Source organism: Stutzerimonas stutzeri (assembly GCF_002890915.1).
Classification (GTDB): domain Bacteria; phylum Pseudomonadota; class Gammaproteobacteria; order Pseudomonadales; family Pseudomonadaceae; genus Stutzerimonas; species Stutzerimonas stutzeri_AF.
The window spans coordinates 127,317-142,522 of record NZ_POUT01000006.1 but is presented as its reverse complement, the minus strand read 5'-3'; the positions used below and the strand labels follow the sequence as shown (position 1 = coordinate 142,522).

The 15,206-nt window shown below is 65.8% G+C and carries 13 protein-coding genes; 6 read left to right on the top strand and 7 right to left on the bottom strand.

Annotation, left to right across the window (positions count from 1 at the left end):
- Positions 1–84: 84 nt before the first annotated feature.
- The 3 genes from CXK94_RS12385 to CXK94_RS12375 form a co-directional block, all read right to left on the bottom strand.
- Complete coding sequence (locus CXK94_RS12385) at positions 85–1,026, bottom strand: AEC family transporter (RefSeq protein WP_037042629.1); 942 nt, start codon at positions 1,024–1,026, stop codon at positions 85–87.
- 257 nt (positions 1,027–1,283) lie between these two features.
- Entirely contained in the window at positions 1,284–1,844 is a 561-nt protein-coding gene (locus CXK94_RS12380) for a response regulator transcription factor (protein ID WP_102894574.1), read from the bottom strand.
- A gap of 33 nt (positions 1,845–1,877) precedes the next feature.
- Complete coding sequence (locus CXK94_RS12375; RefSeq protein ID WP_037042630.1) at positions 1,878–3,131, bottom strand: ATP-binding protein; 1,254 nt, start codon at positions 3,129–3,131, stop codon at positions 1,878–1,880.
- Between the two features lie 153 nt (positions 3,132–3,284).
- Between CXK94_RS12375 and CXK94_RS12370 the strand changes: the two genes are divergently transcribed.
- The gene (locus CXK94_RS12370) at positions 3,285–3,989 is read left to right on the top strand and encodes an SIMPL domain-containing protein (RefSeq protein ID WP_102894573.1); all 705 of its coding nucleotides are present in this window, start codon (positions 3,285–3,287) and stop codon (positions 3,987–3,989) included.
- Positions 3,990–4,137: 148 nt separating this feature from the next.
- On the opposite strand, the gene CXK94_RS12365 is transcribed toward CXK94_RS12370, so the two are convergent.
- Genes CXK94_RS12365 through CXK94_RS12355 form a run of 3 tightly spaced genes read right to left on the bottom strand, consistent with a single transcriptional unit; the run spans position 4,138 to position 6,466 of the window.
- The gene (locus CXK94_RS12365; protein ID WP_102894572.1) at positions 4,138–5,052 is read right to left on the bottom strand and encodes a biotin-dependent carboxyltransferase family protein; all 915 of its coding nucleotides are present in this window, start codon (positions 5,050–5,052) and stop codon (positions 4,138–4,140) included.
- Positions 5,049–5,723, bottom strand: coding sequence for a 5-oxoprolinase subunit PxpB (gene pxpB, locus CXK94_RS12360; RefSeq protein ID WP_102894571.1), 675 nt, complete (start codon positions 5,721–5,723; stop codon positions 5,049–5,051). Before pxpB ends, CXK94_RS12365 begins: the two co-directional genes overlap by 4 nt.
- Positions 5,720–6,466, bottom strand: a complete 747-nt coding sequence (locus CXK94_RS12355) for a 5-oxoprolinase subunit PxpA (protein WP_102894570.1) — start codon at positions 6,464–6,466, stop codon at positions 5,720–5,722. The genes pxpB and CXK94_RS12355 overlap by 4 nt, the downstream gene beginning before the upstream one ends.
- Before the next feature lie 233 nt (positions 6,467–6,699).
- Here CXK94_RS12355 and CXK94_RS12350 point away from each other — a divergent pair, with 233 nt between their 5' ends.
- The 5 genes from CXK94_RS12350 (at position 6,700) to CXK94_RS12330 (ending at position 12,715) form a co-directional block, all read left to right on the top strand.
- Entirely contained in the window at positions 6,700–8,931 is a 2,232-nt protein-coding gene (locus CXK94_RS12350) for a TonB-dependent receptor domain-containing protein (RefSeq protein WP_102894569.1), read from the top strand.
- Between the two features lie 156 nt (positions 8,932–9,087).
- Complete coding sequence (locus CXK94_RS12345; protein ID WP_102894568.1) at positions 9,088–9,681, top strand: PepSY-associated TM helix domain-containing protein; 594 nt, start codon at positions 9,088–9,090, stop codon at positions 9,679–9,681.
- 9 nt (positions 9,682–9,690) lie between these two features.
- A complete protein-coding gene (locus CXK94_RS12340; RefSeq protein WP_102894567.1) occupies positions 9,691–10,200 on the top strand; it encodes a DUF2271 domain-containing protein in 510 nt (169 codons plus the stop codon).
- Between the two features lie 14 nt (positions 10,201–10,214).
- Complete coding sequence (locus CXK94_RS12335; RefSeq protein WP_102894566.1) at positions 10,215–11,090, top strand: DUF4198 domain-containing protein; 876 nt, start codon at positions 10,215–10,217, stop codon at positions 11,088–11,090.
- A gap of 71 nt (positions 11,091–11,161) precedes the next feature.
- On the top strand, positions 11,162–12,715 hold the full coding sequence (locus tag CXK94_RS12330) for a sulfite reductase subunit alpha (RefSeq protein ID WP_102894565.1): 1,554 nt from the start codon (positions 11,162–11,164) through the stop codon (positions 12,713–12,715).
- A 193-nt stretch (positions 12,716–12,908) separates the two neighbouring features.
- On the opposite strand, the gene CXK94_RS12325 is transcribed toward CXK94_RS12330, so the two are convergent.
- Positions 12,909–15,170 carry a TonB-dependent receptor gene (locus CXK94_RS12325; RefSeq protein WP_102894564.1) on the bottom strand — a complete coding sequence of 754 codons (2,262 nt, stop codon included), beginning with the start codon at positions 15,168–15,170 and terminating at the stop codon, positions 12,909–12,911.
- Positions 15,171–15,206 lie beyond the last annotated feature (36 nt).

Sequence of the window (15,206 nt, the reverse complement as noted above, 5' to 3'; positions counted from 1 at the left end):
TGGCCGAAGCAATTTGACGGGAAACGGGTAATTTTTTCTGAGGCCTATTGAACGATTACGACCATTGCATGGGCTTTCTTAAATCTAAAGCCATCCCAGCCAGCCAAGCAGGAAGAGCCCGGCATTGATGCTCACCGCAGCCATCAATGTCGTGATCACGATGATGGTGGCGGCCAACTGGTGGTTGGCATTCACCGCACGCGCCATGACGAAGCTGGCCGCGGCCGTCGGGCTGGCGAAGTAGAGGAACAGAATGCCCAGCTCCGCGCCCTGGAAGCCGCAGGCCCAAGCCCCCAGCGTGGCGATCGCGGGCAGCCAGACCATTTTCATCAGGCTCGAGCTCAGCGCACTGCCACTGCTCTCGCGCAGCGCCGCCAGCGATAGTGTGGCGCCGATGCAGATCAGCGCCAGCGGCAAGGTCATCTGCGCGAAATACTGGCCGGAGGTCATCAGCCAGCCCGGCAGCGCAATCTGCCAGTACGCGAACGGCATGGCCGTAACCACACCGATGATCAGCGGATTGCGCAGAATGCTCGCGAGGATCGCCGTCGCACTGGTCCGCCCGTCGGGGCTATAGATGGCCAGGATCATGGCCGACAGGCTGTTGTAGACCAGGATCACCACCCCAGCCAGCACACTGCCGAGAGACAGCCCGTAGTCGCCATACAGGCTGCCGGCCAATGCCAGGCCGACGATACCGTTGTTGCCGCGAAAGGCCCCCTGCACGTAGACCCCGCGATCCTCGGGCGGGCAACGCCAGATCGCCCAGCACCAGGCCAGGATGAAGGTTGCGATGGTCGCCAGCACGAAGTAACCGAGCAATGCCGGCTGCAGCGCAGCATCCAGGTCGGCCTTGAGGATCGAGATGAACAGCAGGGTCGGCATGGTGCCCTTGAACACCAGCGCCGAGGCCGTCTGGATGAAGGCCGCATCGATCCAGCCAACGCGCTTGAGCGCCACGCCGAGAAACAGCATGGCGAATACCGGAGCGGTGATGCTCAGGGTCTGCAGGACGACGGAAAGCATGGACGAACCTGGGAATGAAGAGGCCGCCCTATGTTAACCGTAGACAAGCCCTAAGCTGGAAACCGGAGCCAGTCCAGGGCGGCTTTTTATCGCGCTTGCCCCAATTGCAGGTTGCTCGAAGTGTCGATGTCGAGGTGTTCCGAACGCCCGTAGGAGCGGGCCATGCGCGCAAAGCTTTGCGCACAGAAAGATTCGCGGGCATGGCCCGCTCCTACAGGGGTACGTCTCTTCGCAACAGCCAACTCAGACAGAGGCTTTTATCGCCTGACCGGCCGCTTCTGCAGTTTGCGCTGCAAGGTGCGGCGATGCATGCCCAGCGCGCGAGCCGTGGCGGAGATATTGCCGTCGTGCTCGCTCAGCACCCGCTGGATGTGCTCCCACTGCAGCCGATCGACCGACATCGGGTTTTCCGGCACCAGGCTGTCCAGATCGGCGTGCTGGGACAGCAGTGCCGCCAGCACGTCGTCGGCATCGGCGGGCTTGCACAGGTAGTTGCAAGCGCCGCGCTTGATCGCCTCCACCGCGGTGGCGATGCTCGAGTAGCCGGTCAGGATCAGCACCCGCATCTCCGGGTCCAGCTCGAGCAGCTTGGGCAGCAGCACCAGGCCGGAATCACCCTCCATCTTCAGGTCGAGCACCGCATAGTCGGGGATGTCCTGCTTGGCCAGCATCAGCCCTTCTTCGGCCGAACCGGCAATACTGACCTGCAGCCCACGGCGGCTCATGGCGCGCGCCATGACGCGGGTGAACGTCGGGTCGTCATCCACCAACAGCAGATGAGGTTGTTCTTCACCCTCTTGCTGCAATTCGTCGGTCATCTGTGCATTCCTCGCATTGGGTCACGATCAGGATCAGGCGCGAACCGAACCATGCGGCAAGCGCAGTTCGGTCAGTGTGCCACCGTCCTCGTGATTGTAGAGCTTCACTGTGCCGCCGGCGCGCGTCACGCTGGCCTGGCTGAGAAACAGGCCAAGACCGAAGCCTTTGCCCTTGGTGGTGATGAACGGCCTGCCGATTTGCTCGGCGATGGCCAAGGGTACACCGGCGCCATGGTCGCGGATGGTCAACTTGACCCACTGGGCGTCCCAGTCGAGACGGATATCGAGATCCTCGGGGCTGGCGTCGGTGGCGTTGTTCAGCAGGTTGAGCAACGACTGGCTGAGATCCGCCGGCGGCATCAGGCGAGGCGCGCTGCCGCGGCCGATGCACTGGAAGCGATAGGTCGCCTCCGGACGCATCAGGTGCCAGCGCTGCAGCACCGACTCGACCCACTCGCGCGCGGTCTGCTCGACGATCGCCTGGCGACGATCGGCCTCGGCGGCACGCACCAGCTGGCGCAGGCTTTCCTTGCACAGCTGGACCTGCGACTGCAGCAAGCCGAGGTCCTCGTTCAGCTGCGGCTCCTTGTATTCCTGGCGCAACTCCTTGAGCAGCACGCTCATGGTCGCCAGCGGGGTGCCCAGCTCATGGGCCGCACCGGCCGCCTGCGTGGCCACGGCCAGCAGTTGCTGGTCGCGCATGCTTTCCTCGCGCCGCTGCGCCTGCTGTTGTTCCTGGCGGCGCAGTTGCTCGGCCATGCGCGCGACGAAGAAGGTGATCAGCGCCGCCGCCAGGGCGAAGCTCAGCCACATGCCGTAGACCTGCAGCGTGGCGCGCTCGAACGGCGGCAATGTCAGCGGGTCGTACCAGACCAGCATCAGCGTATAGCCCAGCAGCGCCAACCCGGACAGCACGATGGAGTACAGCCACGGCAGGGTCGCGGCGGCGATGGTCAGCGGCACCAGGTAATAGGAGACGAAGGGGTTGGTCGAACCACCGGAGTAATACAGCAGCGCGCTATGGACCAGCAGGTCGCCGGCCAGGTGCACCGCGTATTCCAGCTCGGTGACCGGCCAGGGGCCGCGCAGGCGCAGCGCGGTACCGAGGCAAAGAAGCGCCGACACCGCCAGGGTAACGCCCAGCGCCAGCCACGGCAGCGTCAGCAACTGAGTGGCATAGGCCAGCCCGACAGCACCGGATTGCGCCGCCAGGACGAGGATGCGGATGAGCGTCAGCAGCCGGAGGTTCTGGCGGCTGGCCGAAAGCAGCGGAACGGATGCGTACATGAAGTCTCCAACAATTCGCCGGAGTATAACCAAGCCGCTCCCGGGCCTGCCCGCAATGCGGCAACGCGCCGCACAGGAGGCTGCACACCTTCGCCGGGGAGGGTACAGTCTCGGTTTACGCACCGTCGCCGGTGCTCATGCCAAGGAGCCATCATGCCTCATACCTTCTCCCGCGGCGCCGTCCTGCTGGCCTGCCTCGCAGCCGCCTGCAGCCTCCCCGCTGCAGCCGAACAACAGCACTACAACCAAGTCGCCCTGCGCGCCGAAGTCAGTAGCGAAGTCGCCCACGACCGCATGCACGTCACGCTCTACAGCGAGGCGCAACACAGCGACCCGGCCCAGCTCGCCGCCGAAACCACCCGCACGATCAACCAGGCGCTGCAGCGCGCGCGCCAGGAAAAGGCAGTGATCGTCAGCCAGGGCAGCCGCAGCAGCTATCCGGTCTACGAGGAAAAGGGCCAGAAGATCACCGCCTGGCGCGAGCGCGCCGAGCTGCGTCTGGAAAGCAGCGATTTCGCCAGCCTGTCCAAGCTCACCGCCGAACTGATGCAGAGCCTGAAGATGGGCGGCATGCACTTCACCGTCTCCGATCCGATCCGCAAGCAGAACGAGGACGCCCTGCTCAAGGATGCGGTAACGGCCTTCCGCGCCCGTGCCCAGCTGGCCACCGAGGCCCTTGGCGGCACCGGCTACAAGCTGGTCAGCCTCAATCTCAACAGCGCCGGTTACCAACCGGTGATGCGCGGCGCGGCCATGAAGATGAGCATGATGGATGCCGCGCCGGTACCGGAAATCGAAGCCGGCACCCGGCAGGTGACCGTCAATGCCGATGGCGTGATCGAAGTACAGATGCGCTAGGGTCTGGTGCTCCGAACATCGGGCAGGCCTGCGGCCTGCAATCGCCGCGAGGGCGCGCCTCCCACCGGGTCCGGTGTGCATCGATTGCTTTCGTGGGAGGCCCGACCTCGGGGCGATGCTTTTGAGCGTCGGGCGTGCCGCCAATCTCTCAGCCACGGAAGAAACGATAGAACTGCCGCAGTTCGGCCTGGACCTGCGCCCGCTCGACAGGCCGAAAGCCTAGCCGCTGATGCGCCGGGCACTGCGCCAGGCGCGGCAGGTCCAGTGGGTGCAACCAGCCCAGCAATGGATAGCCGCCCATGGTCTGGCGGTCGGCCATGAGCACGATCGGCTGGCCATCCGGCGGCACCTGGATGCTGCCGCCGACCACGCCTTGCGACCATTGCAGCGCCTCCGCCCGCAAGGGCTCGCCGCACAGCCGGGCGCCCATGCGGTCGGACTGCGTGCTCAACGTCCAACGCTGGTCGATGAAGCGCTGCCGCTCACGCGCGGCCAGGCCGCTCGAATCGAGCATCACCCGCAGGCACGGCTCGCATCGATAATCCGCCACGAACGCGACGGGCACGCTGGCCGCCCCCGGCAAGCGGGCCGGCGGGCACGGCAGCCGGTCCCCCGCCTGCAGCGCGCCGCCATTGCCGGCGAGCCCACCCAGCCCCTCACGCACCTGGGTCGCCACGCTGCCCAGCGTTTTCTCCAGGCGAAAACCGCCGGCCACCGCCAGGTAGGCACGCTGCCCGCTGCGGGCAAAGTCCAGGCGCAGGCGCTGCCCGCTGCGCAGTGCAAAGCGCGACCAGTTCGGCCGCGCCTCGCCATCCACACGGACCGGCATGTCCGCGCCGCAGATCGCCAGCCAGGTATCCACTTCGGCCTCGGCTTCGAAATCGCCCAGCGCGATCTCCAGCAGGGGCGTTCCCCAACGATTGCCCAGCAACCGATTGGCCCAGGCTGCGGCGTGCATATCCAGCGGGCCGCTCGGCGAAACGCCCAGATGCTGCCAGCCAAAGCGGCCGGCATCCTGCAACAGGCTCAGTGGCCCGCTGCGGAGAACGCGCAGGCCCTTCATCTGCTGGCCTCGGCCTGGAACTGCACGGCATCGATGGGCTGGAAGAGCACCCGATCCCCCGGCTGCAGGGGGCACGGCGGTTCCTTCGTGGCGTCGAACAGGCGCCAGGGGCAGCGGCCGAGCAGATGCCAGCCACCCGGCGAGGCCTGCGGATAGATCGCGGTCTGCCGCTCGGCGATCGCCAGCGAGCCCGCCGGAACCGTTGTGCGAGGAGTGGCGCGACGCGGCAGCACGAGGCGTTGATCGAGCTCGCCGAGATAGGCGAACCCCGGCGCGAAACCGATTGCACCGACGCGATACTCCGTCGCGCAATGCACGGCGATAACCTCCTGCTGGCTCAGGCCGCAGGCCCGGGCCACCTCGGCCAGGTCCGCCCCGGCGTACCAGATGGGAATCTCGTGCCGGCGCGGCGGCGATTGCCGTCCGGCCTCGGCAGGCCAGCGGGCCAGCAGCGGCGCCAGGCGCTCGGCAACCTGCGCATGGTCGGTCAGCAACAGATCGTAGTGCAGCAACAAGGTCGTCCAACCCGGCACCAGATCGACGAGCCAGGGACCGAGTTCCCGGCGCGCAGCGTCCGCCAACGTGGCGATCTGCAGCGGTAACTCCGGATAGGGCTGTTCGGCCAGCACCACCAGCAGCGCCTCGGCGCCAATCGGCTGCAGGCGAATCATGCGGCGTCGAGCAAGGCCCGCAGGCGGCGCAATATTGCCAGCGACTCCGGATTGTCGCCGTGCACGCAGAGACTGTCCGCATGCAGCCGCAGCGGCTTGCCGTCCTGATCGGCGAACGGCTCGCCCCGGGCGATCGCCAGCGCCTGGTCGAGAATGCGCTGCGGTTCGCGATGCACGGCGTGCTCCAGCCGGCGTGGCGCCAGCTGGCCGTCGGCCTGGTAGGCCCGGTCGGCGAATCCCTCGAACAGCAATGGCACGCCAGCGGCTTCGGCCAGGGCGATCTCCCGCCGGTTATCCGCCAGCGCCAGCACCATCAGCGGCAGTCCCGGCCGATAGGCCGCGCAGGCCGCGAGCACGGCGGCGAACAGCGCATCGTCGCGCACCAGGTCGTTGTACAGCGCGCCATGCGGCTTGACGTAGGCGAGCCGGGTGCCGGCAGCACGGCAGAACGCATCCAGCGCACCGATCTGGTAGAGCACCAGCGCCTGTATCTCGGGCATGGAGCAGGCCAGATGGCGGCGGCCGAAGCCCGCGAGGTCCGGATAGGCCGGGTGCGCGCCGATGCTCACGCCATGGCGCACCGCCAGCGCAACGCTGCGCTGCATCGTCAGCGGATCGCCGGCATGAAAGCCACAGGCCAGATTGGCCTGGTCGATCAGCGGCATCGCAAGTTCGTCGTTGCCCATCGTCCAGGCGCCGAAGCTCTCGCCCATGTCGCAGTTGAGAAGTATGCGGTTCGTCATGCCGTAGAGCTTCGGCTTTTGCAGGCTTCGTCGCAACAGGGGGAGTCATTCAACGGCAAAAGCAGCCCTAGCAACAAGTTGAAACAATACTGTAAAGCCGCGCCACCCGGGGGTTTGACGTAGTTTTCGCGTGGTTGCTTTCGCCCTGCGATGCAAGCGCCATGTCAATCTGCAATCGCAAATCACTATCATCCGCACCAATCAATAATTATCACGCACAAGGAGATTCGCGGATGCACGCCCCCTACGCCCGCACGGTCCTGGCCGGCGCCATATTGTTCAGCAGCCTGAGCGCGACCGCCCAGACGTCGCCCGTTACCCTGGGCGACACGGTCGTCAGCGCCTCCGGCTTCGAGCAGAAGATCACCCAGGCACCGGCGAGCATCAGTGTGATCAGCCAGCAGGATCTGCAGCAAAAGCGCTACAGCAACCTGGCCCAGGCGCTGGATGACGTCGAGGGCATCGACATTCGCCAGGGTACCGGCAAGACCGGTGGACTGAACATCAGCATCCGCGGCATGCCCAGCGACTACACGCTGATCCTGATCGACGGCAGGCGCCAGAACACGGCCGGCAACGTCACGCCCAACGGCTTCAACGAGACCTCCACCAGCTTCATGCCGCCGATGTCGGCCATCGAGCGGATCGAGGTGATTCGCGGCCCGATGTCGACGCTGTATGGCTCCGATGCCATGGGCGGGGTCGTCAACATCATCACCAAGAAGGTCGCCGGCGAATGGGGTGGCTCGGTAAGCCTGGACCACACGTTCCAGGAAAACCGCGACTATGGTGAAACCAGCAGCACCAGCCTCTACGCCAGCGGGCCGCTGGTCGAGGGCCTGCTCGGGCTCGCGCTGCGCGGCAGCCTCTACGACCGCGGCGAATCGGACCTGTCGTTCGATAACGATAGCCCGGTCAGCAAGCGCGGCGCCTCACCCGTCGAGGGCCGCAACCACACCCTCGGCGCACGGCTGACACTGACCCCCGACGAGGCCCATGACATCTCGCTGGATTTCGAGCGCGGCCGCCAGGTGTATAACAATGACGACTGCCAGCTGGGCAGCCTGGACGGCAAGAACGGCGGCAGCGCCACCGACGGGTGCAGCGCGGACGTACCGAGCAAGGCCAACGGCTATGCCGACGAACTGCGCTTCGAACGCGACCAGTTCGCCCTCAGCCATACCGGCCGCTTCAGCTTCGGCACCCTGGACAGCAGCCTGACGCACAACACCACGGAAACCATCGGCCGCACGATTCCCGGCCAGCCGATCGGCAGCGCCTATACCGGCTACCCCTCCATCATCGTCGGCGACGATCGCGAGCTGAAATCCACCGACCTGGTTTTCGACACCAAGCTGGTCAGCCCGGTAGGCGACGCCCACGTGCTCACCGTCGGTGGTCAGTACTGGGACGCGGAAGTCACCGATGGAATTGCCGACGACGATTTCCAGCAGACCTCCTGGGCCATGTTCGTCGAGGACGAATGGCACCTGCGCCATGACCTCGCCCTGACGCTCGGCGCCCGCTACGAGGATCATGAGGCGTTCGGTGGCCATGTCAGCCCGCGCGCCTATCTGGTCTGGAACACCACCGACAACTGGACCATGAAGGGCGGCGTCAGCCGCGGCTACAAGACACCGACGCTGAATCAGCTGCATGACGGCATCAGCGGGGTCACCGGCCAGGGCACGATCATCACCATCGGCAGCCCTCACCTGGACCCGGAAATCACCACCAATACAGAATTCGGCGTCTACTTCGACAACCTCTCCGGCTTCAGCGCCAATGCCACCCTGTTCCACAACAAGTTCGACGACAAGATCGACGACGGTACGCCGATCGCCAACTGCTTCTCGGCGAGCAATCCGAACCAACCAGGGTGCATCAGCTTCGGAAGCGGCTTCACCCAGGACGCCTTCGCCCAGAGCGTCAACATCGATGAAGCGGTCACCCAGGGCCTGGAACTGGCCGGTCGCTGGGAGTTCGCGCCCGCCTGGGCGCTGGCGCTGAACTACACCTATACGGACAGCGAGCAGAAGAGCGGTGCCAACAAGGGGGCGCCACTGACCAATACGCCGGAACACCTGGCCCATGCGCGCCTCAGCTGGCAGGCTTCCGACCGCCTGAACCTGTGGTTCAAGGGCGAATACCGCTCAGAGCGGGCGCGCTTCACCGATCGCTACGAGAACCTTACCGCCGCGAACCAGGCCCTGTACGACGCGGCCGGGGACCTGAAGGCTTACGAGGTTTTCCACCTTGGCGGCTCGTTCAAGGCATCGCAGAACGTCACACTCAACGCGACCATCTACAACCTGTTCGACAAGGACTTCACCAAAGGCACCTACTACACCACCAATACCGGTTCGACGGGCTGGGCCTCCGATTACATCCAGTCGGCGGCGGCTACCAGCGGCACACTCGAAGAGGGTCGCCGCCTCTGGCTGTCGGCCAACATCAGCTTCTGACCGACCCGCGCCGCAACGAGCCGGGACATTCCCGGCTTCGTTGTTTATGGCCTACGGCCCGGCGATAGACGCGAATGTATGCTGTTTGTAAATCTTTAGCATTCCAGCGAACAAGCGCCCTAGAATCCGCCAATCCCCCGCACGACAAGGACCACCATGCACCTCTGGCTCGGTACCCTGCGCCAATGGCACTGGATCAGCTCCGCGCTGTGCCTGGTTGGCATGCTGCTCTTCTCAGTCACGGGCATCACCCTCAACCACGCCGGCCAGATCGAAAGCAAACCGCAGGTGCAAAGCCGCGCTGCGCAGCTTCCCGACTCGCTGCTCGCCAAACTGCAAACCGAAACGCCCGAGTCGGGTCTGCCCGTCGAACTGCGCGCTTGGCTGGAGCAGACGCTGGACATTCGCCTGGCCGGCCGTGAGGCCGAATGGAGCGATGGCGAACTCTATGTCGCCCTGCCGCGCCCCGGCGGCGATGCCTGGCTGAGCCTGAGTATCGAAACCGGCGAACTGGAATACGAATCGACCGACCGCGGCTGGATCGCCTACTTCAACGACCTGCACAAGGGCCGCCACACCGGTGAGGCCTGGAGCGGGTTCATCGACTTCTTCGCCGTTGCCTGTGTGGTGTTCAGCCTCACCGGCCTGCTGCTCCTGCAACGTCACGCCGGCAACCGACCCAGCACCTGGCCGCTGGTGGGCCTGGGGCTGGTGATACCGCTGCTGCTGGCGCTGCTCTTCATTCATTAAGGACTGCCCATGCGTAAACGCCTGTTGTTGCCCCTCGCCCTGCTCAGCGCCCCGCTGCACGCGGCGGACCTGCAGCTGGACGTGGAAATCCCGCGTCTGGATGTCGCCGAGTACCACCGCCCCTATGTCGCTATCTGGCTCGAGCGACCGGACCAGAGCCATGTCACCAATCTGGCGGTGTGGTACGACACCAAGCTCAAGGACAAGGAAGGCGAGAAGTGGCTCAAGGACCTGCGCCAGTGGTGGAGACGCAGTGGCCGCAGCCTGGAAATGCCGGTCGACGGTGTCAGCGGTGCGACCCGTGCCGTGGGCAGTCACAGGTTGCAGTTCTCCGACCGGCAGGCGCCACTCAACACGCTGGAAGCGGGCGAGTACCGCGTCGTGGTCGAAGCCGCCCGTGAAGTCGGCGGCCGCGAACTGCTGCGCGTTCCGTTCAGCTGGCCACCGCAGCAGAACGCCGAGCACCAAGCCCAGGGTCAGAGCGAACTGGGCGCAATCACCCTCAAGCTGACCCCATGAACAGGAAGCACGCCATGAAACCCGTCATCAAATGGACCGCCCTGGCGCTCGCCGTCTGCCTGCCGCTGTCGGCCCAGGCCCACCGCGCCTGGATGCTGCCCTCGGCCACCGTGCTCTCCGGCGAAGAGCCGTGGATCACCGTCGACGCCGCCGTCTCCAACGACCTGTTCTATTTCGAGCACTTCCCCCTGCGCATCGCCGGCGTAGGCGCGCTCGACCAGGCCCCGGCCGGCGGTCCGCCCGGCATGCGTCCACGGCCGGCCGCGCAACTGTCGATCCAGGCGCCGGACGGCAGCCGTCTGGAACCGCTCAACGGCAGCATCGGCCGCTACCGCAGCACCTTCGATGTACAGCTGAACCAGAAGGGCACCTACAAGCTGGCCATCGCCAACAGCGGGCTGTTCGCCAGTTGGAAGGAGAACGGCCAGGTTCGCCGCTGGATGGGCACCCCGGAGAGTTTCGCCAAGGACGTGCCGGCCAAGGCCGAGGAACTGAAGGTGACGCAGAACAGCAGTCGCATGGAAGTCTTCGTCACCTCCGGCGCGCCGAGCGAAACCGTGCTCGAACCGACCGGCCAGGGCCTGGAGCTGGCGCCGGTCACCCACCCCAACGACCTGTTCGCCGGCGAAGCGGCAGACTTCGTCTTCCTGCTCGACGGCAAGCCGGCCGCCGATGTCGAGATCAGCGTGATTCCCGGCGGCAACCGCTACCGCGACGAGCTCGGCGAGATCAAGGCGAAGACCGACAAGGACGGCAAGCTCAGCATCACCTGGCCGCAGGCCGGCATGTACTGGCTGGAAGCCGAGCTGACCACCGACAAGGGCGTCAGCAAACCGGCCACCGCGCGCCGCGCCAGCTACAGCGCAACCCTGGAAGTGCTGGCGCCCTGACGCGCCGACTTGGCCCGAGCCGTGGTGACGGCTCGGGCCAGCCTGCTTCCCTTGCACCGATGAGCCCTTCGTTGCCCTCGCCCCTCTTCGCACTCCTGCGCGGCTGGCCACTGCTCTGCTGCATCGTCATCGCGACCGGCCTGCTCTGGTGGCAGCCAGCGCGGGAAATCAGCGCGGTAGTGGTCGCCACGCTCTATCTCGCCCTGTCGCTGTACTGCTGGCGTGGGCGGCTGCGCCGGCGGCCGGCGGCTGCTGGTCGGACGCAGATGCTGGTCGCCTATGCCAGCCAGGGCGGCCAGGCACAGGATTTCGCCGAGCGCAGCGCGCAGCAGTTGCGCGCTGCGGGCGTCGAGACGCTGCTGCTGCCGCTCAACGCGCTGGAGCCGAACGACCTGCCGGCCCCGCGCGCCCTGTTCGTCGTCAGCACCTACGGCGAAGGCGAGGCACCGGACAATGCGGCCCGCTTCGAGCGGCGACTCGCCATGGGCGGCGCCCTGAGCCAGCCGCTGGAATACGCTGTGCTGGCCTTCGGTGATCGCCAGTACCGGGATTTCTGCGCCTTCGGCCGCCGCCTCGACGAGCGCCTGCGCCAGCTCGGCGGCATGCCGCTGTTCGACCGCCTGGAGGCCGACCGCGCCGATCCTGGCGTGCTGCGGCACTGGCAACATCAACTCGCCCACCTGAGCGGCGAGAGCAATTTCAGCGACTGGCTGCCGGCGCCCTATCAACCCTGGCGCCTGACCGGCCGCCATTGCCTCAACCCCGGCAGTTCCGGTGCGCCGGTACAACTGCTGACCCTGGCGCCGCCGAGCGAGCAGACATCATGGCGCGCCGGCGATATCGTCGAAGTCGGCCCGCGCCACGCGCCCGCGCGCATCGAAGCCTTGTTGCACGATGTGGGCCTCGATCCTCATGCATTGTTCGATGGCCAGAACCTGGCCGCACAGCTGTCCAGAAGGCACCTGCCCGCCACTGGCGACCTGCACGGCTTCGACGCCGAGGCGCTGCTGGCCTTGCCGCCGCTGCCGCACCGCGAATACTCCATCGCCTCGATACCCGCCGACGGCGCCGTGCAGCTGGTGGTACGCGAAGCCTTCCAGGCCGACGGCACTCCCGGGCTCGGTTCCGGCTGGCTGTGCCGCTACGCGGCCATCGGCGAAGAGATCGAGCTGCGCATCCGCAGCAATCCGTCATTCCACGGCCCGGACGCCGCTACGCCGCTGATCCTGATCGGCAACGGCACGGGCATCGCCGGGCTGCGTGCGCACCTGCGCGAACGTGCCGCAAAAACGGGCTCGCGCAACTGGCTGCTGTTCGGCGAGCGCAACGCGGCGCACGATTTCCTCTTCCAGGATGAGTTGGCGCAGTGGCGTGAAAGCGGCCACCTGCAACGGCTGGACCTGGCGTTTTCCCGTGACCAGACGAACAAGCGCTACGTGCAGCACGCCCTGCGCGATGCGGCGGACGAGTTGCGCCGCTGGGTCGCCCAGGGCGCGGCGATCCATGTCTGCGGCAGCCTGGACGGCATGGGTCAGGAGGTGCAGCAGATACTGCTGGGCCTGCTCGGCCAGGCGCAGCTGGAGCAACTGAGCGAACAGGGTCGCTATCGCCGCGACCTGTATTGATGCGCCATGACGACAAAGGCCACCTCGAAGAGCGCAATGCTGTTCACTTAGCGACTCAAGCTGGATGCTGGATCTGTAGGAGCGGGCCACGCCCGCGATTCGCGCGCCTGGCGCGCTCCTACAGAGTACTCTCCGCGCTTATCCGAACAGCATTAGCCTCGAAGAGCGGCCTTTGTTTTTTCACGCGTGCGGATCAGAAGTGGAAGTTGGTGCTCAGCAAGGCGGTACGACCCGCCGCGACATGGGCATAGTGGCTGCCGTAGACCTGATCGAAGTAGCGCTTGTCGGTCAGGTTCTGCACGTTCAGCTGCAGGTCCAGGTTCTTGCTCACGCGATAGGCCGCCATCGCATCGTAGCGCCAGTACTCCGGCACCTCGATGTTGTTGGCCGCATCGCCGAAGCGCGAGTCGACGTAGGTGGCGCCGCCCCCGATGGTCAGGTCCTGGGTCAGGTTGTAGGTGTTCCAGAAGCTGAAGCTGTGCTTCGGCGTACTGGGCACATCGTTGCCGTCGTACAGACCCTCGACGTAGATCGGGCTGGCCCGCGTGCCGATATTGGCGACACCGGACTTGACCAGTTCGGCATCCAGGTAGGTGTAGCTGGCGAACACCTGCCAGTTGCGGGTGAGCTGGCCGGTGGCGCCCAGTTCCAGGCCATCGACCTGGGTTTCACCGATGCTTTCCTGGAAACCGCTGGCGTTGGTCACCCGCGCGTTGGTCTTCTCGGTGCGGAACAGCGCGGCGGTCAGGCCGAGACGCTCGTCGAAGAAGTCCCACTTGGTGCCGATCTCGTAGTTGCGGTTGCGCTCCGGATCGAGAACCTCGTTGTTCACGCTGAGCGCATCGGCGCCTTCGCCACCGGTCTCGCCGGACGGGTTGCTGGAGGTCGACCAGGCCGCATAGAGGCTGCCATTGGGCAGCGGATTGAAGACCAGGCCCAGCTGGTAGTTCCAGAAGTGGCTCTTGTTTTCCGGACGGGTCACCACACCGGCAGTGGAGACAGCCTTCTGCGTCGTTTCGTAGTCGTCGTAACGCAGGCCCATGTTCAGTGACCATTGCTCGTTGAACTTCAGCGTATCGAAGACGTAGGCCGCCAGCGTTTCGGTGTCGGTATCGGTCGTCGCCGTGCTGCGCGCGATGCTGCCGGTCCAGGCGTCCTTGGGGCTGGGGTTGTACAGGCTGGTGCAGTCACCGGAGGCCAGATGCGCCGGTGTACAGGTGTTGCCGGCAGCGCCCGGGGTTACCACGTAAGGCCGGTTGTGCACACCCACATCGCTGATCTCCACACCCGTGACCAGGGTGTGCTCGATGCTGCCGGTATCGAAGCGCGCGGTCAGGTCGGTCTGGTTGACCCAGCTCTGGGTGTTGGAGTTGCGGCTCTTGGCCGAACGCGAGACCAGGCCGTTGGGTACGTTGCCGCGCGAGTCGTCCGGGTTGGTGACGATGTAGTCCAGGGTGGTGCGCGCCACGCGGGTGGTGTTGGAAACGGTCAGGTTCTCGTTCAGGTCGTGCTCCAAACGGATCGTGCCAGCATCCGTGGTGCTCTCGCGGAAGTCGCGGCTTTCCAGGCCGTAGAAGTTGTCGCGATCGACCTTGGCCGGCTCGCGGTGCGGGTTGCCCGGCGTGGCCACCGTCAGCGGAATGCCGTAATCGGGCATGTCGTCGGTTTCCAGGTGGTAGTACGACAGCGTCGCCCGGGTCGGCGTATCGAAGCCGAAGGTGATGGTCGGCGCCACACCCCAACGGCTGACGTCAACGCCATCGCGGCCGGCGACGTTGGCCTCGTGCTTCATCAGGTTCAGGCGCCCGGCGACGTTGTCGCCCAGCACGCGGTTGACGTCCAGCGTGTAGCGGCGCGTCTGGTCCGAACCGAGGGTGATGCTGGCGTCGCCGAAATCGCGTTGCTTGGCGGTCTTGCTGATCAGGTTGAGGCTGCCGCCGGTGGAGCCGGCGCCGGTGTACGCCGAGCCCGGCCCCTTGCTCACCTCGATGCTTTCGACGTTGAAGATCTCGCGAGTCTGCGAACCCACGTCACGCAGGCCATCGATGAAGGTATCGCTCTCGGCGTTGAAGCCGCGAATGATCGGCCGGTCGCCCGCCGGGTTGCCGCCCTCGCCGGCACCGAAGGTGATGCCGGAGGTGGTGCGCAATGCGTCGACCAAGGTGAGCGAACCGGTGTCGCGGATCACCTGGTCGGTGATCACGGTGACCGACTTGGGCGTCTCGCGCAACGGCGCGGTGTACTTCTTCGAGGCGGAGGTATCGGCCTTGTAGCTTTGCTCCTGCTCGCCGATCACGGTCACTTCGTCGAGCGCGACCGGCGCCTCGCCGCGCGCCGCAGCGGTATCGGGCGTGGACTGGGCGATGGAAGGGACGGAGAAAGCGGTAAGCGCAACACCGATAGCCGAAGCCAACACGCGGGGTGGCTGGGCCAGTTCAACAGACTGACGCGACATGGAATGCAGATCCTCAGGAGTTAATGCAACTGCGAA